Source organism: Mesorhizobium sp. RCAM 05104 (assembly GCF_059683645.1).
The window spans coordinates 6,138,939-6,163,480 of sequence record NZ_CM185033.1; the positions used below are offsets into that span (position 1 = coordinate 6,138,939).

Consider the following 24,542-nt stretch of genomic DNA (forward strand, 5'->3'; position numbering starts at 1 on the left):
GTGGACGAAAAGGCAGCACAGGCGCCGACTGGCGCTCCCGGTTCGGTGCCTCCGGTCATAGTGGTGATGGGTGTCGCCGGCTGCGGCAAGTCAGCCGTCGGCGCCTCGCTGGCGGCCGCGCTGGGCGCAGTGTTCGTCGAGGGCGACAGGCTGCATCCACCCGAAAACGTCGCCCGCATGGCAAGCGGCGAACCGCTCACCGATCAATTGCGCGAAGGCTGGCTCGACGCGATCGGCGAGCGCATCGCGACGCTGGTGGGGCAGGGACAAGGCGTGGTTGCCGCCTGCTCGGCGCTGAAGCGCAGCTATCGCATGCGCCTGAGCGGCTTTCGCCAGGATATCGTCTACCTCTATCTGGAGATCGACCCCGCCACCGCGCGGCGGCGTGTCGGCAACCGCAAGGGCCATTTCATGCCGGCGAGCCTTGTCGACAGCCAGTTCGCCATCCTCGAGCCGCCGGCGGCGAATGAGCGGGCCTTGACGCTCGACGCGACGCGCCCGGTCGGCGAACTCGTCGCTGACGCGGTCCGTCGGATACGCCGGTCATGAACCTTCATCATCGGTGCCGAGGCTGGTCCCATCCTGGCGCTCGGTCAGCCGCTGGTGGCGGGACCACGACATCATCTGCTCGGGATAAAGCTTCAGGGCCTCGATCAGGCGGTCGCGCTTGAGCAGGATGTAACGCGCCTGCAACGCCATGCTCTTGGCACCGTCCCTGGCCATGCCCGCGGCCGAGACGGTCGATGGCGCCGGCACCAGCTCCTGGCTCAGGACGGCCCGGTATTCGCGGAAGGGAACCACTTCGAAAGTCGACATGGCAAACAACGCCGTCTTGCCCCTGGCGGCGAAATTCGCCGGTGCCGAGGCGAGGTACGTCCAACCGCTCTCGCCCATGGCGACCTCGGCGAAGGTCGAGCCGGCATGGATGGTGTTGGTCATCATCACCACGCCATTCTCCTTCAGGATCTTCTGGATGCGGATCGTGACCTGATAGGTGCTGTCGCGGTCAAAGACGATCCGACTTTTGAGGAACCGGTTCTCGACATTGATCAGCGGCGGGTTCAGGAAGCGCAGGCCGAATGCCGTTTCGGAAACACCGTGCGTGTTGACGCTCGCCTGATGTGCTTCGACACCGGCTTCGTGCAGGGCACGCTTGCCGATCATGGTCTGGGCGGTGAACTGATCGCACCAGAGGATGGCGCCGTGGCCGCGCAGCAAAGCTGACCTCAGCCCATCGAGCCCCTCCAGGCGGATCGTCGGCGACCAGCGGCCAGGGACCAGATGCGCGGCCAGCTGCAGGTGGCGGCGATGGCGTGCCGCCAGCAACGCCTCGAACAGCCTGCGCGGATCGATGCCGTCGCCGAGCACCGCGCGCGTGGCGGCTGCATAGTCCGCAAATTCCTTGAGCATATGGCGCTTCAGGCGAAACCTCGACACCCGGTCGCAGACCTGTGCCCACCAGCGCATCGGAAGCGCCGCCGCCACCGTGATATAGAAGACCGACAGCAGGCTTTCGCGAAGATCCCTGTTCGAGAAACGGCGAAGCCTGCCAGGGTGCACCAGCTTGCGGCTGAAGAAGCGGACATCCTCGGCATGGTCGGGGACGAAGACGTCGGCGATGATTTCAGTACGGAATGTGGCTGCCGATGTCAGCTTGCGGTTGCGGGATTTTGCGAACCACGACAGCCTCATCGGTCTATCCTGTCTTCTAAACCCGCTGTACCGCGTCGGCATGGGCCTCGCAACCTTGCGACGGGAAACGTCGCGTGGTGGTCTAGATTTGCGACGTCAGCTCGACCGGGAAATCGTCATTGTCGGCATCGCGCATGGCGGCGAGGCTGCGATTGTCCAGCACTTCGGCGATCGCCTGGCGCACCTCCAGCATCATGTGCCGGACCTGGCAGGTCGCCTCGTCGCAATCCTCGCAGCGCTGATACTGCGTGCGGCTGGCGCATGGGATCGGCGCCAGCGGCCCGTCAAGCACGCGCACGACATGGCCGATCTTGATTTCGGAGGCTGGCCGGGCGAGGCGATAACCGCCTTCCTTGCCCTTGCGGCTCTGCACGAAGCCTGCGTTGCGCAACTCGCCAAGGATGGCATCCAGGAATTTCTTAGGGATGTTGTTGGCCACCGCGATGTCATTGACGAATGCGAGTTGGCCGGCCGGCAGGCCAGACAGATGCACGAGGGCCTTGAGGCCGTATTTGCCTTTTTTCGTCAGCATGCCCGAGTCAACCCATAAAGCCCCAACCACTCGCCTCTGGCGACTGTTTGTGTGCAAATGATGACGTTTTTATCACGCGATGAGGTTTCGCCCAAAAACAAGCCGTCCGATGACACGTTAGGCACAAACGCGTTGATTCTTTGTAACGTTTTGCACGGATGACGCCGATATTTCGCCGGAAACCGGGTTTGCGGCATATGGAACGAAAAAGCCGGCAAAGCGCCGGCTTCCTTATTGATCGCGGATGTTGCCGATGTCAGCGGCTGCCGTAGGTCTGGTCGAGCAGGCCGCCGGCGGCGAAATGCTCCTTCTGGATCTTGTCCCAGCCGCCGAAGACGTCTTCCACCGTCAGCAGGCGGACATCGGGAAACTGGGCCTTGTATTTGGCGGCGACGGCTGCGTCACGGACCCGGTTGCCGTTCTGGGCGAGGATGTCCTGGCCTTCAGGCGTGTAGAGGAAGTCGAGATAGGTCTTGGCGAGATCGCGGGTGCCGTGCTCGTCGGCGACCTTGTCGACGATCGCCACCGGGAATTCGGCCAGCAGGCTGACCGAAGGCGTGACCTGCTCGAACTTGTCATCGCCATATTCCTTGCGGATGCCGCGTGTCTCCGACTCGAAGGTGATCAGCACGTCGCCGATTTCGCGCTGCACGAAGGTGGTGGTCGCGGCGCGGCCGCCGGTGTCGAAGATCGGCACGTTGTTGAACAGCTTGGTGATGAATTCCTTCACCTTGGCGTCGTCGCCCTTGAAGGCTTCCTTGGCGTAGGCGGTTGCCGCCAGATAGGTGTAGCGCGCATTGCCCGAGGTTTTCGGGTTGGGAAAGATCACCTGCACGTCGTCGCGCACGAGATCGTTCCAGTCCTTGATGTGCTTGGGATTGCCGGCGCGAACCAGGAAGGACGGCAGCGAATAGAAGGGCGAGGCGTTGTTTGGGAAATCCTTCTGCCAGTCGGCGGAGACAAGACCCTTCTTGACCAGGAAGTCGATGTCGATGACCTGGTTGAAAGTGACGACATCGGCGCCAAGGCCCTCGGCGATGGCGCGTGCCTGCGCCGAGGTGCCGGCATGCGACTGATCGATGGTGACGCCCGGATGGCCTGCTATGAAGGCCTTGTTGACCTGAACGAACAGCTCGCGGCCGACATCATAGGAAGCGTTGAGCAGCTTGTCGGCCGACCAGGCTTGGGAGGATGCGAGGAACAGGCCGGCGACGGTGGCGACGCCAAGGAAAAATCGCTTCATGAAAACGGGCTCCGGATGCAATGCGTTTGTGGCTCGAAGATAGCCGTGATGCATGGTGCGCGACGAGGCACACTCCGCGGCTCCGTGGCCGCACCCCGAGAAAAGATATCGCTGGAACAGCCGGTTGTTAGGATCTCCTTCCAAGGAGAGTCATTCTGGGCACCTTGGCAGCGGCGCCGACGCCCCTTGCGCGCACAATCCTTCTAGAAGCGATGGAACGGCTGAGAGTTCAAGCGGCCGGGAAGAGGGTCCATCGACCGGGCCGGAAGGCGACGCGGCTTTTCTGCGCGGCGGGATGGTCGACGGGCAGTTCGATCTCGACCCGCTGGCGGTCGCCGCCGATTTCGAGCTCGACGCGCCTGGTACCGGCGACGCGGCGGCTGGCGGCCACCGTGCCGACGATGCAGCCGCTGCAGCCATCCAGCAGTTCGACATCGTGCGGGCGGAAGTACAGCGTCGCCTCGCCCGGGGGCTGGTTGGGCGCGGCAAGCCCGATCGGCCGGTCGGCGATCCAGACCTCGCCATTGTCGATCTTGACGGGAAGCGAGCTCGATTCGCCGATGAAGCCGTAGACGAACGGCGAGTTCGGCGTGTCGTAGATGTCGTCGGCGGTGCCGACCTGCTCGATGCGGCCCTGGCTCATCACCACGACACGGTCGGCAAGCTCGAGCGCCTCTTCCTGGTCGTGGGTGACGAAGACGGTGGTGTGGCCGGTGGCGTCATGGATCTCGCGCAGCCAGCGGCGCAGTTCCCGGCGCACCTGCGCGTCGAGCGCGCCGAACGGCTCGTCGAGCAGCAGCACCTTGGGTTCGATCGCCATGGCGCGCGCCAGCGCCACGCGCTGGCGCTGGCCGCCGGAGAGCTGCGCCGGATAGCGCTTCTCCAGCCCCGAAAGCTGCACCAGATCGAGAAGCTCGGAGGCACGGCGGCGGATCTCCTGCGCCGGCGGGCGCGACGGTCCGTGCCGGACCTTCAGGCCGAAACCGATATTGTCGGCCACCGTCATGTGCCGGAACAGCGCATAGTGCTGGAAGACGAAGCCGACATTGCGCTCCTGGATCGACCGGTGCGAGGCGTCCTCGTCGCCGAAGAAGATCTTTCCCCGCGTCGGCCGCTCCAGCCCGGCGATCAGCCTGAGCAGCGTCGTCTTGCCGGAACCGGACGGCCCCAGCAACGCGATCAGCTCGCCCGACTTGATGTCGAGCGAGACGTCGTGGAGCGCCGGAAACCGCTCGAACTCCTTGCGCACGTTGGCAACGCGAACTTCCATCTACAGTCCCTCAGCAGGCGATGCCTGTCATTGTCCCAAAACCGCTACACACTTTTGGGCGACAGGCATCTAGTGTCCGCGCGCCGCGGCGATCTCGGCGCCGTAGCGCATCTCCAGAAGTGTTTTCAAGACCAGCGTGACGAGCGCCAGGCCGGCAAGCAAGGACGCGACGGCAAAGGCGCCGACGGCGTTGTACTCGTTGTAGAGGATCTCGACATGCAGCGGCATGGTGTTGGTCAGGCCGCGGATGTGGCCCGACACCACCGAGACCGCGCCGAACTCGCCCATGGCGCGGGCGTTGCACAAAAGCACGCCGTAGAGCAGCCCCCATTTGACGTTGGGCAACGTCACATACCAGAAGGCCTGCCAGCCATTGGCGCCAAGCGAGAGGGCCGCCTCCTCGTCGCCACTGCCCTGTTCCTGCATCAGCGGGATCAGCTCGCGGGCGACGAAGGGGAAGGTGACGAAGATGGTGGCCAGCACGATGCCCGGCACGGCGAACAGGATGACGATGCCATGCGCCTTCAGCCAGCCGCCGAGCAGCCCCTGGGCGCCGAACAGAAGCACATAGACCAGGCCCGATATGACCGGCGAAACCGAAAAGGGCAGGTCGATCAGCGTGGTCAGGAAGGCCTTGCCCTTGAACTCGAACTTGGCGATGGCCCAGGCGGCGGAGAGGCCGAAGACGATGTTGAGCGGCACCGCGATCGCCGCCACCAGCAGCGTCAGCCGGATCGCCGAGCGGGTGTCGGGATTGCCAAGCGCCTCGGTGTAGGCGCCGATGCCCTTGGCCAGCGCCTCGTTGAAGACGACGATCAGCGGCAGCAGCAGGAAGATGCCGAGGAAGGCGAAGGCGATGGCCATCAGCACGGCCTGCGCCGGGCGGCTTTCGGTCACCGCCGCCGACTGGCTCTCATGGTGCGGTTCGTAGGATTTGATCTCGGGATCAGCCATAGCGCTTGCGGCTCCATGACTGCGCCAGATTGACGACCAGGAGCATGACGAACGACAGGGCCAGCATGAGCGCGGCGATCGCGGTCGCCGCCGGGTAATTGTATTCCTCCAGCCGGATGACGATCAGAAGCGGCGCGATCTCGGATTTGTAGGGCAGATTGCCGGCGATGAAGATGACCGAGCCGTATTCGCCGACGCCACGGGCGAAAGCCAGCGCGAAGCCGGTGACGATGGCCGGCGCCAGACCCGGAAACAGGATGCGGGTGATGATCTGGAAGCGGCTGGCGCCAAGCGTGGCGGCGGCTTCCTCCACCTCCTTGTCGATCTCCTCCATGATCGGCTGCACGGTGCGCACGACGAAGGGCAGGCCGATGAAGACCAGCGCGATGACGATGCCGAGCGGCGTGTAGGCGACCTTGATGCCGAGCGGCATCAGCAGTTTGCCGATCCAGCCGTTCGGCGCGTAGAGCGTGGTCAGCGCGATGCCGGCCACCGCCGTCGGCAGCGCGAAGGGCAGGTCGACCATGGCATCGACGATGCGGCGGCCGGGAAAGCGGTAGCGCACCAGAACCCAGGCGACGAGCGTGCCGAAGACGACGTTGACGGCCGCCGCGATGAAGGCGGTGCCGAAGCTGATCTCCAGCGCGTTGACGGTGCGCCGGTCGGCGGCGATGGCCCAGAACTCGGTCCAGCCAAGTGCGGCCGAGCGCCAGACCAGCCCCGACAAGGGAATGAGAATGATCAGCGTCAGGTAGGCAAGCGAGAAGCCGAGCGTCAATCCGAAACCCGGAATGACACTCGGCTGTCTGAACCGCCACCCCGCAGGAGCGGGTGCTATGGTCATATCGTCCTGAATATCGACTGCTTAAATATCGACTGCTTACTGGGGCTTGTAGATCTGGTCGAATATACCACCGTCGCCGAAATGATAAGGCTGGGCCTTCTTCCAGCCGCCGAAAAGCGGATCGTCGATGGTGATCAGCTTGATTGGCGGCAGCTTGGCGAGGTCCTCGGCCGGCACCAGGTCTGGCTTGGACGGACGATAGTGGTTCCTGGCGATGATCGTCTGCGCTTCCTTGGAATAGAGCCAGCCCAGATAGGCTTCGGCGACCTTGCGCGTGCCCTTGGCGTCGACATTGGCGTCGACCACCGCCACCGGCGGCTCGGCCAGGATCGAGGTCGGCGGGTAGACGATGTCGAAATTGTCGGCGCCGAACTCGTCGAGCGCCAGATAGGCCTCGTTCTCCCAGGCGATCAGCACGTCGCCGAGGCCTTTTTGCGCGAAGGTCACGGTCGAGCCGCGCGCGCCGGTGTCGAGCACCGGAACATTGGCATAGAGCTTGCCGACGAATTCCTTGGTCTTGGCTTCGTCGCCGCCATCATTGGCGTTGGCGTAGGCCCAGGCGGCAAGATAGTTCCAGCGCGCGCCGCCGGAGGTCTTGGGGTTGGGGGTGATCACCTGGACGCCGTCCTTGACCAGGTCGTTCCAGTCGTGGATGGCCTTGGGATTGCCCTTGCGGACAAGGAAGATGATGGTCGAGGTGTAGGGCGCCGAGTTGTTGTCGAATTTGCCGCGCCAGTCCGCATTGATCTTCTTCGACTTGGCGACGATGGCGTTGATGTCGCCTTCGAGCGCCAGCGTCACCACGTCGGCGTCGAGGCCGTCGATCACGGCGCGGGCCTGGGCGCCCGATCCGCCATGCGATTGCTGGATGGTGACCGTCTCGCCGGTCTCGGCCTTCCAGTGCGCGGCGAAGGCCTCGTCATAGGCCTTGTAGAGCTCGCGTGTCGGATCGTAGGACACGTTGAGGATGGTGGTGTCGGCGAACGCGAAACCGAGCGTGCCGAACTGGACAGACGTGGCGACCAGCGCGCCGAGCAGTTTCCGGAAATGAGGTTTGGTCATTTCTGCCTCCGTTGAACCCGCGCCAAATCTACCGAATTGATAGAAATAAGATGCATTGAATGTTGCCTTTTTTGCCCTCGTGAAGAAAATTTTCGACGAGATTCCGCCGTTTTGGAAAATGTTTTCCTCGGCGTACCCTGTGCGACGAATCCGCGCCCCCACTTTGGCCTATCTAGAAATGAGGCGTGTTGAGGCAAGGCCGGATGGGATTGGGTCCCGCGATTTACTCGGCAATAACCGGAAAATCGAAGCGCTCTTTCGCGAATAGTTCATCTGCCAGCGTGAAGTGCCACCATTCGCGGCCATAGTTCACAAAACCGCCGGCGCGCATGGCATCGACAAGCATCTTGCGGTTTGCCGGCGCTTCCTTGCCGAGCGGGCGGTGGGCGGTTTCACTCATCGGGTCAAAACAGTCGAAGCCGGTGCCGAAATCCAGCGTGTCGGCATCGACAGCGCCGCAGGCCGGTTTCGGGCTGGACCCGTGGTCGGTTCGGGCGATGGCGAGATCGACGGTCGAGCCGCGCGAATGCGCCGACAGGCGGGCGACATAGCCCTTGGCGATGAGATCGCCGCGCCTGACTTTCGGATACCATTGCGGATCGGGTGGTCCGCCTTTCTTCGTCCATTCGCCCATGTCGGCCACGGCGCGGACAGGGCGATAGCAGTCGAACACAACCAGCGTCAGGCCCCTGGCGGCAATTGCCTTCTGAACTACGGAGAGGGCTTGCGCCGCCTGTCGGGTGAGGATGCAGACCGGCGCATCGTAGCCGGTCACCTTGCGGTGCAGGAAATTGTCGGATCCGGCGTAGCGGATGTCCTGGCGGATCGAGGCATCGATATGGGCAAGCCGAACAAAGCCGGCGGGCAGGGTGTCGGCATGTGCCGGCAGAACGAAGGCTGCAACCGTCAGAGCGCAAAAGCCAATGCGTTGAATCGCCTGGCGCATTCTATTCAAGGAGCGCTTTCACTCGACGAACACCTTCACGCTGGCCGCACGTCCCGCAGCGTCGATGACGGTCAGGGTCGAATAACCGGTCCCATCAGGTTGCCAGGTTGCGGTGCGGCGGCGGTCGATGCCGGTGAGCGGCTTGCCATTGGCCAACCAGCGGAACGGCGCGCGGCCGCCTTGCAGCTTCAGCACCAGCGGCGAGGCATCGGCCGAGTTGGTGCCGAGATCGACGCGGGCGCCGTCAGGCGGAAAGATGATGGTCGGCGCGGGTTCGGTCACCGTTGCCTGCACCAGGCCGTCCGCGCCGGCGCCGAAGCGGGCGAGCGTTACCGGCAGGTCCTCCCGCTTGGGACTGAAGACGCCGGGTGGCTTGCCCGACAACGGCACGGTGGCCAGGCCCGAGCGGACGAAACCCTCGAACAGGATGGGGGCGGCCGAGACATAGCCGGACAGGCCCGGCACCGCGCCGGCATCGGGGCGGCCGACCCAGACGCCCAGCACATAACGGCCGTCGAAGCCGACCGACCAGGCATCGCGGTAGCCGTAAGAGGTGCCGGTCTTGTAGGCGATGCCGCGCTGCGAGGCACCCTCGGGCGGCTTGACGCCCGACAGGATGTCGATGATCTGCCAGTTCGCCTGATCGTCGAGGATGGTGGCCGTGGTGCGCTCGGCGTTTGCCGGCTCGGTGCCGTCATGCAGCGTGTGCGTCTTGCCGCCGTTGGCGAGCCCTGTGTAGAGCTGGACGAGATCGCGCAATGTGACGCCGACGCCGCCAAGGCCGATGGCGAGGCCCGGCGCCTCGTTGACCGGCAGTATGGGGTTTACACCGGCCTGGCGGAAACGTGCGGTCAGGCGTGCCGGGCCGACCGCGTCGAGCACGCGGATCGCCGGCACGTTGAGCGACAGCTGCAGCGCCTGGCGGATGCTGACATCGCCCTGGTAGCCCATGTCGAAATTCTTCGGCCGGTAGCCGCCGAAATCGACCGGGCTGTCCTCGATCAGCGTTTCCTGCGCCACCAGGCCTTGCTCGAAGGCAAGCCCGTAGATGAACGGCTTCAGCGTCGAGCCGGGCGAGCGCACGACCTTGGTCATGTCGATCCAGCCAGAGCGGCTGGCGTCGAAGAAATTGGCCGAGCCGACCTCGCCAAGGATATCGCCGGTGCGGGCGTCGGCCAGCACCATGGCCACGGACAGGCGGGGTCCAAGCTTGGTGGCGGCGTCCCGCGCCACCTGTTCCAGCCCTTCCTGGACGCTTTTGCGGATCGTCAATCGCAAGGGTTGGCCGGGCACCGCCTTGGGCAGCATCGCATAGGCGGCGTGGGCGGCGAGCGTCGGCAGCGTGCGGCGCAGGCCCGACACATCATCGAGCGCGGCGCGCGCGGCCTCGCGTTCGCCGAGCAGGCCGGAAGACACCATGCGGGTCAGCACCCGGTCGCGGGCGGCATGCGCAATCCGCAGATTGCGGTCGGGCCGGCGCTTTTCCGGCAGTTGCGGCAGAGCGACGAGCAGGGCGGCTTCCGAAACGGTCAGCCGCTTCGGTTCCTTGCCGAAATAGGCAAGCGAGGCGGCGCGCACGCCTTCGAGATTGCCGCCATAAGGCGCCAGTGTGAGGTAGCGTTCGAGTATCTCGCGCTTGGACAGCCGCCGCTCGATCTGGATGGCGCGCAGCATCTGCTTGATCTTGGAGCCGAGGCTGCGGCTTTCGCGGGGTTCGATCAGTCGGGCCAATTGCATCGACAGCGTCGAACCGCCGGAGACGATATGGCCGCTGCTGGCGAACTGACCGGCGGCACGGGCCAGCGCCAGCACGTCGACGCCCTCATGATCCCAGAAGCGCTTGTCCTCATAGGTGACCAGCATGTCGACGAACTGCTTGTCGACCTGGTCGAGCCGGGTTTCGAGCCGCCAGTAACCGTCCGGCGTGGCGAAGGCGCGCAACAGCTGGCCATCGCGGTCCTGGACTTCGGTGGAGACGGTGAGTTCCGCCGGGAGCGGGGGCGGGAAGGCGCGGTCGAGCTCCCACAGGGAGGCGACGGAGAGGATTGCAAGGCCGGCGCACGAAGCTGCGGTTATGGCTGCTCGGCGGAAGAATTTCTTGGAGAGCATGGCGCCGCCCCTCATCCGGCTGCCGCCACCTTCTCCCCGTATAGTGACGGGGAGAAGGGAGCTGTGATGAGCGCAATCGCCATTTGCATGATCGCCACCATCGGGCCTTACGGAGCCTTGATCTCCATCATGCCGGTGGCGGTGCGGGCCGAATATTGCGGCCGGTACATGTCCTCCACCGTTGCCGCCGGATGGGCATAGGTGCCCGGCGTCACCGCGCGCACGACATAGGCGAGCGTGATGTTGCGGTCGCCGTCGCCCTCATTGGGGTTGAAGGCCGCGACGAAACGGTCGTCGCGGAATTCGAGGTGGGCGGCATCGGTCTGCGCCAGCCAGGAGAAGTTCGACAGTTGCGCGCTGGAGACCAGGCCCGGATTGTCGATCTCGAAACCTGCCGGCAACAGGTCGGTGATCAGCAGGCGCGAAGGCCAGCTGTTCTGCTCGTAGATCTTGAGCACGACAACATAGCGTTCGTTCTGGGTCGCCTCGGTGACGTTGGCTTCGGTGCCATCGAGCTTGTAGTAGGTGCGGTCGATGGTGAAGCCGTCGCCGCTTGCCGGCAAGGGCTGGATCGGCGACGCCACCGTGGTGACGACAGCCTGCAGCGGGGTCTTGCCGGTGTTGGCGATGGTCAGCGGGCTGTCGACCAGGTCGCTACCGTTGATCTGGTCGGAATAGCCGCCGGCATGCGCCGCGCCATTGACGGTCAGCGTGATCGAATCATTGCCTTCCTTCAATGCACGGGCCGCCAGCAGCATCCAGGAATCGTCCTGAGTGCTGGTCCAGCGGGCTTCGGCGCGTTCCCTGGTCACCAGCTTGATCAGCTCCGGCACGATCGTCGGCACCGGCTTCGATTCCGCCGCCAGCGCCAGCATCGCCGCGCCGTCACGCAGCGGCGAGCCATAGTCGGAGCGGTAGTAATCATACTCGGTGGTCGACTTGGCGAGCTGCAGGGCAGTCCGGAACGTCGCTTCCGAGCGCGGCGTGTCGCCGTAGAGCGCCAAGCTGGCCGCCAGCTGGGCAACCGCCATCGGGCTCGAGAAGGCTTCGAGCTGCGTGTCGGCATAGTAGCGCAGATCGCCGATCGAGGCCTTCTTGTTGCGGGCCAGGACGTAGAGGGCGTAGGCGATCTCGCTGCCACGGTCCTGGACGCTCTGGTCGTAGCCCAGCGAGTTCTGCAGGTTGCCCAGCGCCTGGTTCATGGCCAGGCTCGGCACGTCGTATTTCTGCTCGCGCGCCCTGGTCAGGAAGTCGGTGACATAGGCGTCGAGCCACAAATCGCCGGAGCCCGGACCCCACAGGCCGAAGCTGCCGCCCGCGGCCTGGTAGCTCAGCACCTTGTAGATGGCGTCCTGGACGCGGCCATGCAGGTCGGGGTCGCTGGCCATGCCGATGCCGGATGCCATCTCGTTGACGTAGAGAAGCGGCATGGCGCGGCTGGTGGTCTGCTCGGCGCAACCATAGGGGTAGCGGTCGAGCGTCATCAGCAGCGACGGCACGTCGAAGGCCGCCGCCTGCGAAACGCCGACACTGACCGAAGCGCCGTCAAGCAGGCTTGCCGCCAGGAGCTCCTTGTCGACGCGCAGCGCGCCGCCATTGCCCTTGAGGTCGACGACCAGGCGGGTGGTGACCGGCAACTGCGCCGGGCGCACCGGCACATAGAGCGTCTGTTCGACGGCTGTGCCGTCGGCATGGGCAAGCTTGATGGTGATCGAGGCATTGCCCGCCGTCTGGGCGACCAGCGGCACGGTCAGCGTCTGGCGTTTGCCTTTTGCGAGCGTCAGCTTTTCGGGCAGCGGCCTGTCGCCGGTCGATAGATCACCCGTCGTATCGATCGACAGCTTGTAGTCGCCGGCCGGACCATCGGTGTCGGCGACATCGAGGCGCATAACGGCGGCGTCACCAGGCGAAAGGAAGCGTGGCAGGCCGGCGGTGATCACTATGGGATCACGCACGATGACGTCCGTCTGGGCATGGCCGACCGCTTCCTTGGTCCAGGCGACAGCCATGACGCGCACGGTGCCGTTGAACTGCGGGATGTCGAAGTCGATCCGCGCCTTGCCGTCGGCGTCGAGCTGGACGGGGCCGGAGAAGAAGGCGACCAGCTTTTCGGTCGGCGGGCTGCCTTGCGCCTGCATGTTGGCACCGTCGCCGCCGGTCCTGAGCTTGCCGGCGTTGCCCAGCGAGCCGTCGATCAGGCGGCCGTAGATGTCGCGGATCTCCATGCCCAGCATGCGCTGGCCGAAGAACCAGTTTTCCGGGTCCGGCGCCTTGTAATTGGTCAGGTTGAGGATGCCGACATCGACGGCGGCAACCATGACATAGGCGTTGCTGCCCGGCTGCACGCCGGCCACGGAAACCGGGATCGACAGCTGCTGGCGCGGCATGGTCTTGTCCGGCGGCGTCAGGGCAACAGTGAGCTTCTTCGAGCCCGGATCGACCTTCAGCCATTTCACGCCGATGGCGCGGGCCGGCATGCGCGTTTCCTGCGCATCGCCGGGCCGGAACAGGGTTGCCGTGACATAGGCGCCGGCGCCCCAATCATCACCAACCGGGATGTCGACGGTGCTGCCGCCGGCCGGCACGGTTGCCGTGACGGTTTTCAACAGCTTGTCGGCGCCGATGTTGATCAGGAGTTCGCCGGCAAAATGCGGCGAGACCTTGAGTTTGGCCACTTCGCCGGCGGCGTAGGTGTCCTTGTCGAGGGCGATTTCCAGGCCATCGGGCGTTTCGGTGGTGGTCGAGGCGACGTACCAGCCGGCATCGAACTCGTAGCTGGTCGCCGGTCCCTCGGGATCGGATGTCTCGACCTCGAGGCGGTACTGGCCCCAATCGACCGGCACGGAGACTGTCGCGTCGCCATCGGCGCCGAGGTCGACCTGGCCGTCGGCGATCGACTTGGTGAAGGTGACCGGCTCATAGTTCCAGGAGTTGTTGGAGCGGTACCATTGGTAGTTGCGTTCGACCTTGACCAGCGTCCATTGCGCGCCTTTCAGCGCTTCGCGCTTGCCGTCGGGGTCGACGGCGATCAGGCTGAACTTGGCCGTGCCGCCTTGCGGCACTTCACCATCGGCGAAGTCCGGACGGATGCCGATCATATGGCCTTGCGGACGGATGCCGATGTTGAGCGAACGCTCGATGGCGCGGCCACCGGTTTCGCGCATGCGCACCGTCACCTTGGCGTCGACCAGCTTGGTGGTGGAGGGCAGTTGTTCGACGGAGACCGGGAAGGTCACCTTGCCGTCATCGCCAACCACCGGCAGACCGGTGAGGGGGGTGACGGAGGGTTCGGCCGACTGCTCGTCGGCGAGGCCGAAGGAAAAGCCCTGGAAGCGGTCCCAATCGCGGGACGTCGACAGCGTCAACTCGCCTTCCAGCGCAAGGCCCGCCGCCGGAGCGCCATAGAGGAAGCGGCCGTCAATGTTGATGTTGGCGGTTTCGCCCTGCGCGATCTCCTTTTTGTCGGCGGTCATGTCGAATTCGATGCGATCCGGCACGAAATCCTCGACCAGGAACATATGGCTGGCCACCGCCGGCTGCTTGGGATCGGTGTAGATCGACACCGACCAGGTGCCGCGCATGGCGTTGGGTTCGAGCGGCAGGTCGACGGCATGGCCGCCAGCCGATGCGCCGTCGCTGACGATGCGGCGGTCCTCGACGCCGTCGGGGCGCGAGAAGATGAAGGTCAGCGGCAGGTTCTCGACCGCCTTGGCAGCGCCGTCGCGGGCAAGGGCGGCGACATGAACATCCTCGCCGGCGCGGTAGATGCCGCGTTCGGTCCAGGCATAGACGTCGAGCGCGCCGGGCGCCGCGCGTCCGGTGACGCCGCGGTCGGACAGGTCGAAGCCGGCTTTGGACATGTCGAGGAAGACAAAATCATTGTCTCCCTGCTTCGCCATCAATACGGCCGGCACCATGCCGCCATCGCCGCGCGTCAGGCCGGGGTTGAAGACGGCATGGCCGTCGGCATCCGATGTCGCGGTGCCGAGAACCTCGTTGTTCCTGGCAACCAGCGTCAGTTCGGCGCCCGCTATCGGCTTGGCGCTGCCCAGCGAACGGGCAAAGACATTGAGCCCGTCCTGGCCGGTATAGGTCGACAGGCCGATATCGGAGACGACGAACCACTGCGTGGCCATCGAATTGTAGTCGTCGCTCTTGTCGTTGACGGCCTGGGCGGTCAGTACATAGACGCCCGGCTTGCGCTGCGGCAGTGCTTCGTCGACCGGGAAGGAGGTGGTGACCTCCTTGTTGAGGTCATTGACGATGTCGAGCTGGCCCTGCCAGACCGGCGCGCCCATCTGCTCGGAAATGTTGGAGATGTCATAGCCGTCGAGCTGGTGCAGGAACTGGTAGCCCGACAGAAGCTGGGCCAGCGATCGGTCGCCGATGCGGTAGAGCTTCATCTCGGCTGCGTTCATGTTGACGGTGACGACCGGAATGCCGCGGCGCGCGCCGGCCGGCAGCACGAAGCTGTCGCCGGTGAAGCGGGCCGACGGCGCCCGGTCCTGCACATAGATAGACAGCACCACGGGCGCGGCGGTCACTTCGCCTATTGCGGCCGGCAGGCCGGCGCGGAAGGTGACGTCGTAGTGCTGGCCGTGCTCCAGTCCCTCGACGCAGATCTGCTTGTCCTTGGCCTCGACGCCCTTGGGCGGCGCGTTGTCGACGGTGACGAACTGCGCGTAGTCGACGCCGGTCTTGACCAGGTCTTCGGAGAATTGCGCGCAGATGCGCGGCGCGCTGGTGTCGGCATCGACGGTGTGGTCGATGACGCGGAAACCCTTGCGGGCTTTCAGATCGGCATAGTCGGCCTGGACGGCCGGCGAGGGCACCAGCGCAAGGCTCGCCTCATAGGCCTGCAATGCCGGCCGGTAAAGGTCGCGCTTGTCGAGGCCGTTGCCGAGCAAAGCCAGGACCTCGGCGCGCGTCTTGGCGGTGCGCAGCAACTTGTAGGCGTTGAAGGCGGCAGAAGTGCCGTTTGCCGGCAAGGTGGAGGCATCGGATGTGTTGGCGGCGGGCTGCACGGCCAGCGTTTCGCGCGCCAGGGCAAGCCATAGCTGGCCATCATCGGGCATGACCGACACGGCGCCTTCGTATCTGAGCATGGCGGAGCGGTGGTCGCCGGTAAGCACGGACTGCTCGGCGGCGCTCGTCAGCGCAGCCAGCCCGTCGGTCGGCTTGATATAGGCCGGGCCGAGCAGCTTGTTGCGGTACTGCTGGGCCTGGTCGGCCATCCAGTTGGGGAAGAAGGCGAGTTCCGGCGGCGCGCCGATGTCGGGGTCGCCGTCGACTTTGACGACCTTGCCGGCGACCGCGCCGTTGAAGGGCTTGAGCTGGTTATAGTCGGATTTGAGGAAACACCATTTGGCCTTGGTGTTGTATGTGAATGCGCGGCAGGCCGGATCGCCCAGGCATGTCGTCTTGCACTGATCGAGCGTGACATTCTGGTCGGACCTGAGGTCAAAGCCGAAATAGTCGGAATTGACGGTCGTTGCGATTCGCCGGGCTTCGGCCGCTTGCGCGACGCCACTCCAGGCGAAGACATTGGCCCAGGCGAAAAAGAGAAGGATCAGGATCGACAGACCACGAGCCGCGCGCATTGTCATAACACCCTCCAGACACTGCTGACGTCCGGGCATGATCAAGCTTCAGTCAAGCTTGTCAACACAGGGACGCGGCAGGGTTCCGCCTGCCAACGGTTTCCTTTCCGGCCAATGACCGGTAGTACCTCCATAGGACAGGGGATCACGCTTTCTTGCGGCAACGCAAAGAGGTGTGAATTCCAAGCCCGTGCTATTTCAGACAATTGGATTGTGGCCCCTTTACGAGCGCTTCAGAACTTCATTCCAATTTTAGTTTTATAACCTAGGTTGTCTTAATGCCGGCGCATGAAGAGCAGATGTCAGGAGGTACCGCGCCAGGGCGTGTGCTTTCGCGCGCCCTGCTTTTGGCCGTGATTTGCTCGACCGCGCTTGTCGCCGAATCGAGGCCGGCGGCCGCTTTCGAGCTTTTCGGCATCAAGCTGTGGGGTTCCTCCAGCGACGCGGACGCCGACATCGTCGATCCGCTGCGCTATGCCGTGACCATCAATGCGCCCGACGCCGACAAGGATCTGGTCAAGAGGCTCGAAAACGCCTCGACGCTCAAGGGCGACGAGGGGCACCCGGTCTCCGGGTCGCTGGGGCTGCTGGCCAAGGCGCGCAGCGATCGCGAACAGCTTGTCGCCGCCCTCTATGCCGATGCACGCTACGAGGGCGTCGTCACCATCACCATCGACGGCAAGCTGCTTGACGATTTGCCGCCGGATGCCGAATTCAAGGGCCCGCAGCCGATCCCGGTGGTCGTCGACGTCGCCAGCGGCCCGAAATTCACCCTCGGCAATATAAGGCTGGAAGGCGATGCGGCGGGGCTGATGAGCGCCGACTACGGCCTGATCACCGGCGGTGACGCCGGGTCCGGCGCGGTGCTCAAGGCCGAGGCGCTGATCGTGCTGGCGCTGAAGCAGGAAGGCAGGCCTCTGGCCAAGGTGACGGATCGGCAGATCGTCGCCGATCATGCCACCTCGACGCTCGACGTGACGCTGACGGTCGCCGCCGGACCGGTCGCCGGCTACGGCGATACCACGGCGGAGGGCACCGAGAAGGTCGATCGCGACTTCACCGAATACATGACCGGCCTCAAGCGCGGCCGGCAATACTCTCCCCAGGAGATCAGCGATGCGCGCGACAGGCTGCTGGGGCTCGAGGTCTTCAACAGCGTGACGTTGAAGGAAGCCGACAAGCTCGACGCCGACGGCAACATTCCGATCGGCGTCCAGGTCAGCGAGCGCAAGCCGCGCTATTTCGGGCTTGGCGGTACCGTTTCCAACACCGAGGGGCTCGGCCTGGAAGGCTATTGGGGCCACCGCAACCTGTTCGGCCGGGCCGAAAAGCTGCGCATCGACGGCGCCATCAGCGGCATCGGCAGCAATGATCTGTCCAAGCTCAACTACAATGCCGGCGTCATGTTCGAAAAGCCGGGCGTGATCGGGCCGGCGTCGAAATTCTTCGCCCGCTTCAAGACCGTGCTCGAGCATCCGGACGCCTACGACCATTTCTCGGTCAAGGGCAGCACCGGCCTGTCCTACGAACTGACCAAGAAACAGACGGTGTCGGCCGAGGTCGCGCTCGACTATTCGCGGATCCACGACGCCTTCGGCAAGCACAAATATCTGATCGCCAGCATTCCGCTGCAATATGTCTATGACAACAGGGACAATCGGCTGAACCCAACCAGCGGCTTCCGGTTGCTGGCCTACGCCGAACCAAGCTACGACATCTTGAGCGGCGCGGCCTTCCTCAAGCTGAAGGGTGAAGGATCGGCCTATCAGTCGCTCGACACGGCTTCGAAATTCGTTCTGGCCGAACGTGTTACGGTTGGCTCGATCGTCGGCACCGGGCTTCAGAACGTTCCGGCCGACCGACGCTTCTACTCCGGCGGCGGCGGCTCGGTGCGCGGCTACGCCTATCAGGGCATCGGCCCCAAGGATTCCACCGGCCAGCCGATCGGCGGCCTGTCCTTCTTCGAGACCTCGGTCGAGATGCGTATTGCCGTCACCGACACGATCGGCATCGTGCCGTTCGTCGATGCCGGCACGGTGTCAACCAGATCGGTGCCCAACTTCTCCGACGTCAAGGTCGGCGCCGGTGTCGGCCTGCGCTATGTCACGCCGTTCGGGCCGCTGCGCATCGACGCCGCCGTGCCGCTCAACCGGGATCCGGGCGACCCGCATTTCGGCATCTATGCCGGCATCGGACAGGCGTTCTGAGCGATGAAGATACTCAAGCGCATCCTTCGCATTGTCCTTTACGCACTGCTCATCGTCGTCGCCGGGGCGATCGGCGCGCTCGTCGTGCTGACCAAGACCGAGCGCGGCCGCGACAATCTCGCCGGCATCATTTCGCGCCTGGCATCGAGCGACGACCGCAAGATCACGGTCAGCGGCATAAACGGTATCTGGTCGGGCGCCTTGACGGTGGATGATGTCGTGCTTGAAGACCGCGAGGGCGCCTGGCTGGTGGCCCGCAAGGTCGCCGTCGACTGGTCACCGCTGGCGCTGCTGTCGAAGAATTTCAGTGCCGACCGCATTGCCGCCGACCGTATCGAACTGGCTAGGCTGCCGGTGGCCGGTACGCAACAGCCGGCGCAGAGCGGTACCACGACGCTGCCTGTCTCCATCGACATCAAGCAGATCGACCTGCCTGAAATCGCGCTTGGCCAGCAGCTGGCCGGCAGCGGCATCGCCGAACTTGCCGCCAAAGGAATGCTCAAGGCCGATGCCGCGCCGCTGGCGGTCGAGACGAAACTCAACATCGCCCGCCATGACGGCAAGCAGGGCAATGTCGACGCCAAGATCCACTTTGCGCCAGCGGACAACAGGCTCGACCTCGACCTCAAGGCCTCGGAGCCGGCAGGCGGTATCATTGCCAACCTGCTCAAGCTGCCCGATACGCCGCCAGTCGACATAACCGTCTCGGGCACGGGACCGCTCGCCAACTGGAACGGCATCGCCACGTTCACGGTCGACGGCAAGATTGTCACTCAACTGACGGGCCGCCACCAGTCGACCGACAAGGGCAGCCATGTCGAGGCCAAGGGCGACGGTGAGTTCGAGCGTTTCCTGCCCGAAAATCTGAGGCCGCTGTTTGCCGGCAAGACCAGCTTCGATGTCGCCGGCACCGCAACGTCGGCCGGTGGCATCAGTATCGATCGGGCCAGCATCGACACCGATGCCGTGCATGGCACCGCGACCGGCATCGCCGATCCCGCCGGCGCCAGCGATCTGTCGGTTGAACTCGCCGCCAAGGGCGCGCCCGTGCAGATCACCGTGGGAAGCGCCGCGCAGCCGATCGCGCTGGCGATCAGGAATGCCACCGCCCGCGCGTTCGGCGACGGCAAGGCGCCGATCGTCGATATCAGCGCCTCGCTGGCTTCAGTGGTGGCGGGCGGCACCCAGCTGAACGATCTGGCGGCGCAGATACACTCCGACGGCTTCGATATCCAGAACCGTGCCGGGCCGGTTGCCGTCAAGCTGCAGGCGGGCGGCCTGAAGACCGATGTCGCGACGCTGGCGCCGCTTATTACCGGCAAGGTCGATGTCGACCTGGCCGGATCGATCAGCAGGGATGCCATCGCCATCGACCAGGGTACGTTGCGCTCCGACGCGCTCAACGCCTCGCTCACCATGACGGTCGCGCTTGCCGATCTGTCGATGCAGCTCAAGATGAATGCCGACGCCGTGTCGACGGCCTTGCCGCCACAGATCAGCTCGGTGCTCGGCGAACGGGTGAAATTCTCGGCCGCCGCGACGCGCGATCCGCAGGGGTCTTTTTCCGCCAATTCGATCTCATTCACCTCCGGTTCGCTCAGCGCCAGTGGCACCGCCAGCGTGCAAGGCACCGACATCCAGGCCGATATCAAAGGCAGGCTGGGCGACGTCTCGGTGCTGTCGCCGATGGTCGGCGTGCCGGTTGCCGGCGGCGTCGATTTCGCGCTGTCGGCCAGCGGACCCAGGACCGCTCCGGATTTCACGGTTTCCGCCGACAGCGACAGCCTGACGGCGTCTGGACGAACGGTGAAGGCGATCAAGCTCACCGCGAGCGGCAAGGCAGACATATCAAGCCCTTCCGCTGACGTTTCGCTGACCGGCTCCGTCAACAACCAGCCGCTCGACATCAAGGCGGCGCTGGTGACCAGCGAGGGCAAGCGTTCGATCAATGGCTTCCTGGTTTCGCTGGGCGACAACAAGGTTTCGGGCGACCTGGCGCTGGACGACAAGTTCATGCCGTTGGGCACGCTGACGCTCGACGCGCCTGCCATCGATCAGTTGGCTGCACTTGCCGGCCAGGCGGTGACGGGCGACATCAATGGCACCATCCGCTTCGCCAAGGAGGGTGACGCGCCCTCCGTCGCCATCGATGCGAAGAGCACGTCGATCGCGCGCGGCGAGGTGACGGCCAAGGCCATCACCGTCAACGCGCTGATCGCCAACTATCTCAAGGCGCCGGCGATCTCCGGCACCATCAAGGCCGACACCGTCACTTCGGGCACCACTGAAATCAGCGGCATCGGCGTCGACCTGAAACGCGATGGCGACTGGACCAATTTCACCGGCGGCGCCACCATAGCAAGCATTCCGGCGACCGCGGCCGGCCGGGTGAAGATCGCCCAGGGCACCACCAGCGTTGAAATCGCCTCGGGCGAGGCCACCGTTCGCGGCATCAAGGCGGCAATCGCGGCACCGTCGACGCTGACCATCGCCAACGGCACGACCAGCGTCGAAAAACTGGCGCTTGATGTCGGCGGTGGCTCGGTGACCTTGTCCGGCACCGCCGGCCAGACGCTCGATCTCGCGGCACAATTCTCCGCGCTGCCGGCAGCGCTTGCCAATGATTTTTCGCCCGGCCTCGATGCCGTGGGCACACTCGGCGGCACGGCACAGGTTACCGGTTCGCCGTCCGCTCCCGAGGTTCGGTTCAACGCGCAACTGGCTGGCGTCGAGACCAGCCAGACCCGCCAGGCCGGGCTCGGGCCGCTCGCAATCGACTCGGCCGGCAGCTACACCATGGCCGGCGGCGTCGTTCTCGACCATGCGACGTTGTCCGGCGACAAGATTTCAGGCAAGGCAGCCGGCACCATCAATCCGAACGGCAGCAGCGATTTCGCCGTCGATCTTACCTCGTCCGGTCCCAGCCTGCCGCTGACGTTCGGCAGTGCCGCGAGCCCGGTGAAGATCGAGATCCAGTCCCTGTCGGCAAAGGTTGCGGGCGAAAGCACGAAGGCCCGCCTGGATGTCTCCGCGATCCTGCCGTCAGTCACAACCAGCCCGGCCAGGGTGGACGGGCTCGTCCTGGCATTGCATTCGGACGCGTTCGATCTCAAGAGCCGCGCCGGACCGGTTTCCGGCACGGTGTCCGTGGATAAGGTTGGTCTCGACAATGCCACCATCGCGCCTCTGATTGCCGGCAAGGTCACGGCAGCGCTCAACGCCCGGCTGACATCGGACGCCGTCGCCATCGACAGCGGTTCGCTCAAGAGCGATGCGCTCAACAGCCAGGTCGCTGGCCAGGTATCCCTCAGCGACGGCGCCATCGACCTCAAGCTGAGCGCGGATGCCCCGTCATCAGCCTTGCCGGCGGCGGCGCGGGGTATCCTCGGCGAACGCGCGCAGATCAGCGCCACACTGAAGCGCGACCCGAACGGCGGCATCAATGTCGATGGGCTGAAACTGGTCTCGGGCGCACTGACCGCACAAGGGCAGGCGAGCCTTGCCGACAACAAGCTGGCCGCTGCCATCACCGGCTCTCTTACCGATATCTCGTTGCTGTCCAAAGACGCCAAGGGCGCCATTGCCTTTGCGCTGAACGCACAGGGGCCGGCCATCGCACCGGATTTGTCGCTGACGGTCAACAGTGATCGGCTGCTGGTGGCGGAGCGCGAGATCACCGGGCTGAAACTCACCGCCACCGGCAAGGCGGATGCGGCCAATCCGGCGGCGAATGTGCAACTGACCGGCAATGTCGCGGGACAGGCGCTGCAGGGCAGCGCTGTGCTGGCTACCGCCGACGGCAAGAGCGCCATCAACGGCCTGCTGCTGTCGCTCGGCAAGAACAGGATTTCCGGCGATCTGGCGCTGGACGAGAAGTTCGTGCCGGTCGGCACCATCTCGCTCGATCTGCCGGATATCGGACCGCTTGCAGCACTGGCGCTGGAAAAGGCCGAAGGCGACGTGCGCGGCACGATTGCCTTCTCGAAGAATGGCACGGCACCCCAAGTCGCGATCAAGGCGGCGGCTGCCTCGATCACGCGCGGCGACCTCCAGGCGAAGGCCGTCTCGGTCGATGCGCTGATCGCCAATTATCTGGCGGCACCGGTGATCTCCGGAAAGATCCGCGCCGACACCGTCATCTCAGGCGCCACCGTGATCAGCGGCATCGACGTCGACCTGACGCGGGACGGCGACTGGACCGGTTTTTCCGGTGGCGCCACCGTCAAGGGCATTCCGGCCAAGGCCGCGGGTCGGGTGAAGGTTGTCAACGGCACCACCACCATCGAGCTTGCATCCGGCCAGGCCACCGTCCAGGGCATCAAGGCGGCCATCGCCCAAGCCTCGACGATCAGCATCGTCAATGGCACGACGACCCTGGACAGGCTGGTGCTCAATCTCGGCGGCGGGACGGCGACGGTGACCGGCAAGGTCGGTCAGGCGCTCGACATCAACGCGGCGCTGGCGCGGGTGCCGATGTCACTCGCCAACGGTTTCTCGCCGGGGCTCGACGCCGCCGGTTCGATTTCGGGTACGGTAAAGGTGACGGGCGCGCCTGCAAACCCCGCCGTTGCCTTCAATATCGACGCGGCCGGCGTGCAGACGTCGCAGACCCGTGCCGCGGGTCTCACCGCGCTGAGCGTTTCCTCTTCCGGTGCCTTTGCTGCCAACAAGCTGACCTTCAATGCCAATATCGGCGACGGCGCCGGCCTTGGCCTCAAGGGCGGTGGCACGGTGACGACGTCGGGCACGCCGGCGCTGGTGCTCGACTTCAATGGCGGCGTGCCGTTTGGTATCCTGAGCCAGAAGCTCGCGGCACTGGGCCTGTCGCTGAGCGGGACGGCCAATGTCAATGTGCAGGTGCGCGGTCCCGCGACATCGCCTGTCATTGGCGGCAGCGTCAGCACGTCCGGCGCCCGCCTGATCGATGCGCGCTCGGGGCTTGCCGTCAACAACATCACGGCCGACGTGTCGATCGGCGGCGGCGTCGCCAGGATCAACCGGCTGACCGGAACGCTGTCGACGCGCGGCAGCCTGTCGGCCAGCGGCACGGTCGGTATCAATCCGGCGCAGGGCTTCCCGGCCGACCTGTCGATCAAGCTGGTCGACGGCCGCTATACGGACGGCCGAGTGGTGACCGCCAATCTCGGTGGGGACCTGACCATCAAGGGACCGCTGACGTCGGCGCCGGTGATTGCCGGAACCATCAATCTCGCCAAGACCGTGATCACGGTTCCAGACAAGCTGCCGGGCTCGCTGGCAGCGCTCGACGTCAAGCACAAGAATGCGCCGGGTGCGGTGCGGGCGCAGGACAAGGCGTTGCGCCCGGCGACGACCAGCGGCGGTGGCGGCGGCAGCGGTCTCGCTCTTGATGTCACGGTCAACGCGCCGAACCAGATCTTCATTCAGGGCAGGGGCGTCGATGCCGAACTCGGCGGCTCGCTCAAGTTGACCGGCCCGGCCTCGTCGCCGCAAGCGGTCGGCACCTTCACCCTGCAGCGCGGACGACTTTCGATTCTCGGCAAGCGGCTGACCTTCACTGAAGGCACGGTCGGCTTTTCCGGCTCGCTGGTGCCCTATCTCAATCTGACGGCGACAACGACGACGACCAGCGCCACCGTCACCATCGTCGTTTCGGGTGAAGCGACCAATCCGAAATTCACTTTCTCCTCGGTGCCGGCATTGCCGGAGGACGAGGTGCTGGCGCAATTGATCTTCGGTCGCTCGATGTCGAACCTGTCGCCGCTGCAGATTGCTCAGCTCGCTGAAGCGGCCGGGCAGTTGGCCGGCGTCGGCGGCTCGACGTCGCTGCTCGAAAACCTGCGCAGCGCCATCGGCGTCGACGATCTCGACGTTACCACCGACGACAAGGGCGGCACCGCGGTCTCGGCGGGCAAGTATCTGAACGACCGCACCTATGTGACGATCCAGAAAGGCGACAAGCCGGGTTCGGGCAAGGCGACCATCGACCTCAATGTCGGGCGCGGCGTCAAGCTGCGCGGCGAGGCCAACGACGCCGGCGAAGCCAAGGGCGGCATCTTCTACGAGAAGGAATATTGATGTTTCGGCCGGGTTTTGGCCTTATC

At 64.9% G+C, this 24,542-nt stretch carries 13 protein-coding genes; 3 read left to right on the forward strand and 10 right to left on the reverse strand.

Annotation, left to right across the window (positions count from 1 at the left end; all coding sequences use genetic code 11):
• A complete protein-coding gene (locus tag AC56QP_RS30125) occupies positions 1-549 on the forward strand; it encodes a gluconokinase (protein ID WP_489862175.1) in 549 nt (182 codons plus the stop codon).
• Here AC56QP_RS30125 and AC56QP_RS30130 read toward each other — a convergent pair.
• The 10 genes from AC56QP_RS30130 to AC56QP_RS30175 all read right to left on the reverse strand — a co-directional run bounded on the left by AC56QP_RS30130 (position 544) and on the right by AC56QP_RS30175 (position 16,258).
• Positions 544-1,692 carry a hypothetical protein gene (locus AC56QP_RS30130; protein ID WP_489862174.1) on the reverse strand — a complete coding sequence of 383 codons (1,149 nt, stop codon included), beginning with the start codon at positions 1,690-1,692 and terminating at the stop codon, positions 544-546. The two genes, AC56QP_RS30125 and AC56QP_RS30130, sit on opposite strands and share 6 nt — an antisense overlap.
• Positions 1,693-1,774: 82 nt before the next feature.
• On the reverse strand, positions 1,775-2,224 hold the full coding sequence (locus tag AC56QP_RS30135) for an RrF2 family transcriptional regulator (protein WP_013530871.1): 450 nt from the start codon (positions 2,222-2,224) through the stop codon (positions 1,775-1,777).
• Positions 2,225-2,480: 256 nt separating this feature from the next.
• Positions 2,481-3,467 carry a sulfate ABC transporter substrate-binding protein gene (locus AC56QP_RS30140; protein ID WP_489862173.1) on the reverse strand — a complete coding sequence of 329 codons (987 nt, stop codon included), beginning with the start codon at positions 3,465-3,467 and terminating at the stop codon, positions 2,481-2,483.
• A 229-nt stretch (positions 3,468-3,696) separates the two neighbouring features.
• Positions 3,697-4,737 (reverse strand): sulfate/molybdate ABC transporter ATP-binding protein, encoded by a 1,041-nt coding sequence (locus AC56QP_RS30145; RefSeq protein WP_489862172.1) that lies wholly within the window; start codon positions 4,735-4,737, stop codon positions 3,697-3,699.
• 69 nt (positions 4,738-4,806) lie between these two features.
• A complete protein-coding gene (gene cysW, locus AC56QP_RS30150; RefSeq protein ID WP_489862171.1) occupies positions 4,807-5,691 on the reverse strand; it encodes a sulfate ABC transporter permease subunit CysW in 885 nt (294 codons plus the stop codon).
• Positions 5,684-6,535 carry a sulfate ABC transporter permease subunit CysT gene (gene cysT / locus AC56QP_RS30155; protein WP_489862170.1) on the reverse strand — a complete coding sequence of 284 codons (852 nt, stop codon included), beginning with the start codon at positions 6,533-6,535 and terminating at the stop codon, positions 5,684-5,686. Before cysT ends, cysW begins: the two co-directional genes overlap by 8 nt.
• Before the next feature lie 36 nt (positions 6,536-6,571).
• A complete protein-coding gene (locus AC56QP_RS30160; protein ID WP_489859980.1) occupies positions 6,572-7,597 on the reverse strand; it encodes a sulfate ABC transporter substrate-binding protein in 1,026 nt (341 codons plus the stop codon).
• A gap of 223 nt (positions 7,598-7,820) precedes the next feature.
• Positions 7,821-8,543 carry a M15 family metallopeptidase gene (locus AC56QP_RS30165; protein WP_489862169.1) on the reverse strand — a complete coding sequence of 241 codons (723 nt, stop codon included), beginning with the start codon at positions 8,541-8,543 and terminating at the stop codon, positions 7,821-7,823.
• Positions 8,544-8,561: 18 nt separating this feature from the next.
• Positions 8,562-10,652, reverse strand: a complete 2,091-nt coding sequence (gene pbpC / locus AC56QP_RS30170; protein ID WP_489862168.1) for a penicillin-binding protein 1C — start codon at positions 10,650-10,652, stop codon at positions 8,562-8,564.
• A 107-nt stretch (positions 10,653-10,759) separates the two neighbouring features.
• The gene (locus AC56QP_RS30175) at positions 10,760-16,258 is read right to left on the reverse strand and encodes an alpha-2-macroglobulin family protein (protein ID WP_489862167.1); all 5,499 of its coding nucleotides are present in this window, start codon (positions 16,256-16,258) and stop codon (positions 10,760-10,762) included.
• A gap of 272 nt (positions 16,259-16,530) precedes the next feature.
• On the opposite strand from AC56QP_RS30175, the gene AC56QP_RS30180 reads away from it, so the two are divergent.
• Positions 16,531-18,459, forward strand: a complete 1,929-nt coding sequence (locus tag AC56QP_RS30180) for an autotransporter assembly complex protein TamA (protein WP_489862166.1) — start codon at positions 16,531-16,533, stop codon at positions 18,457-18,459.
• Positions 18,460-18,462: 3 nt separating this feature from the next.
• The gene (locus AC56QP_RS30185) at positions 18,463-24,516 is read left to right on the forward strand and encodes a translocation/assembly module TamB domain-containing protein (protein ID WP_497100941.1); all 6,054 of its coding nucleotides are present in this window, start codon (positions 18,463-18,465) and stop codon (positions 24,514-24,516) included.
• Positions 24,517-24,542: the final 26 nt, after the last annotated feature.

What these genes read in the sequence shown, in the direction of transcription:
- AC56QP_RS30140 (WP_489862173.1), bottom strand. Translation starts at nt 3,467, where the DNA reads ATGAAGCGATTTTTCCTTGGCGTCGCCACCGTCGCCGGCCTGTTCCTC.
- AC56QP_RS30130 (WP_489862174.1), bottom strand. Translation starts at nt 1,692, where the DNA reads ATGAGGCTGTCGTGGTTCGCAAAATCCCGCAACCGCAAGCTGACATCG.
- AC56QP_RS30165 (WP_489862169.1), bottom strand. Translation starts at nt 8,543, where the DNA reads ATGCGCCAGGCGATTCAACGCATTGGCTTTTGCGCTCTGACGGTTGCA.
- cysW (WP_489862171.1), bottom strand. Translation starts at nt 5,691, where the DNA reads ATGGCTGATCCCGAGATCAAATCCTACGAACCGCACCATGAGAGCCAG.
- AC56QP_RS30180 (WP_489862166.1), top strand. Translation starts at nt 16,531, where the DNA reads ATGCCGGCGCATGAAGAGCAGATGTCAGGAGGTACCGCGCCAGGGCGT.
- AC56QP_RS30185 (WP_497100941.1), top strand. Translation starts at nt 18,463, where the DNA reads ATGAAGATACTCAAGCGCATCCTTCGCATTGTCCTTTACGCACTGCTC.
- AC56QP_RS30160 (WP_489859980.1), bottom strand. Translation starts at nt 7,597, where the DNA reads ATGACCAAACCTCATTTCCGGAAACTGCTCGGCGCGCTGGTCGCCACG.
- cysT (WP_489862170.1), bottom strand. Translation starts at nt 6,535, where the DNA reads ATGACCATAGCACCCGCTCCTGCGGGGTGGCGGTTCAGACAGCCGAGT.
- AC56QP_RS30145 (WP_489862172.1), bottom strand. Translation starts at nt 4,737, where the DNA reads ATGGAAGTTCGCGTTGCCAACGTGCGCAAGGAGTTCGAGCGGTTTCCG.
- AC56QP_RS30135 (WP_013530871.1), bottom strand. Translation starts at nt 2,224, where the DNA reads ATGCTGACGAAAAAAGGCAAATACGGCCTCAAGGCCCTCGTGCATCTG.
- pbpC (WP_489862168.1), bottom strand. Translation starts at nt 10,652, where the DNA reads ATGCTCTCCAAGAAATTCTTCCGCCGAGCAGCCATAACCGCAGCTTCG.
- AC56QP_RS30175 (WP_489862167.1), bottom strand. Translation starts at nt 16,258, where the DNA reads ATGACAATGCGCGCGGCTCGTGGTCTGTCGATCCTGATCCTTCTCTTT.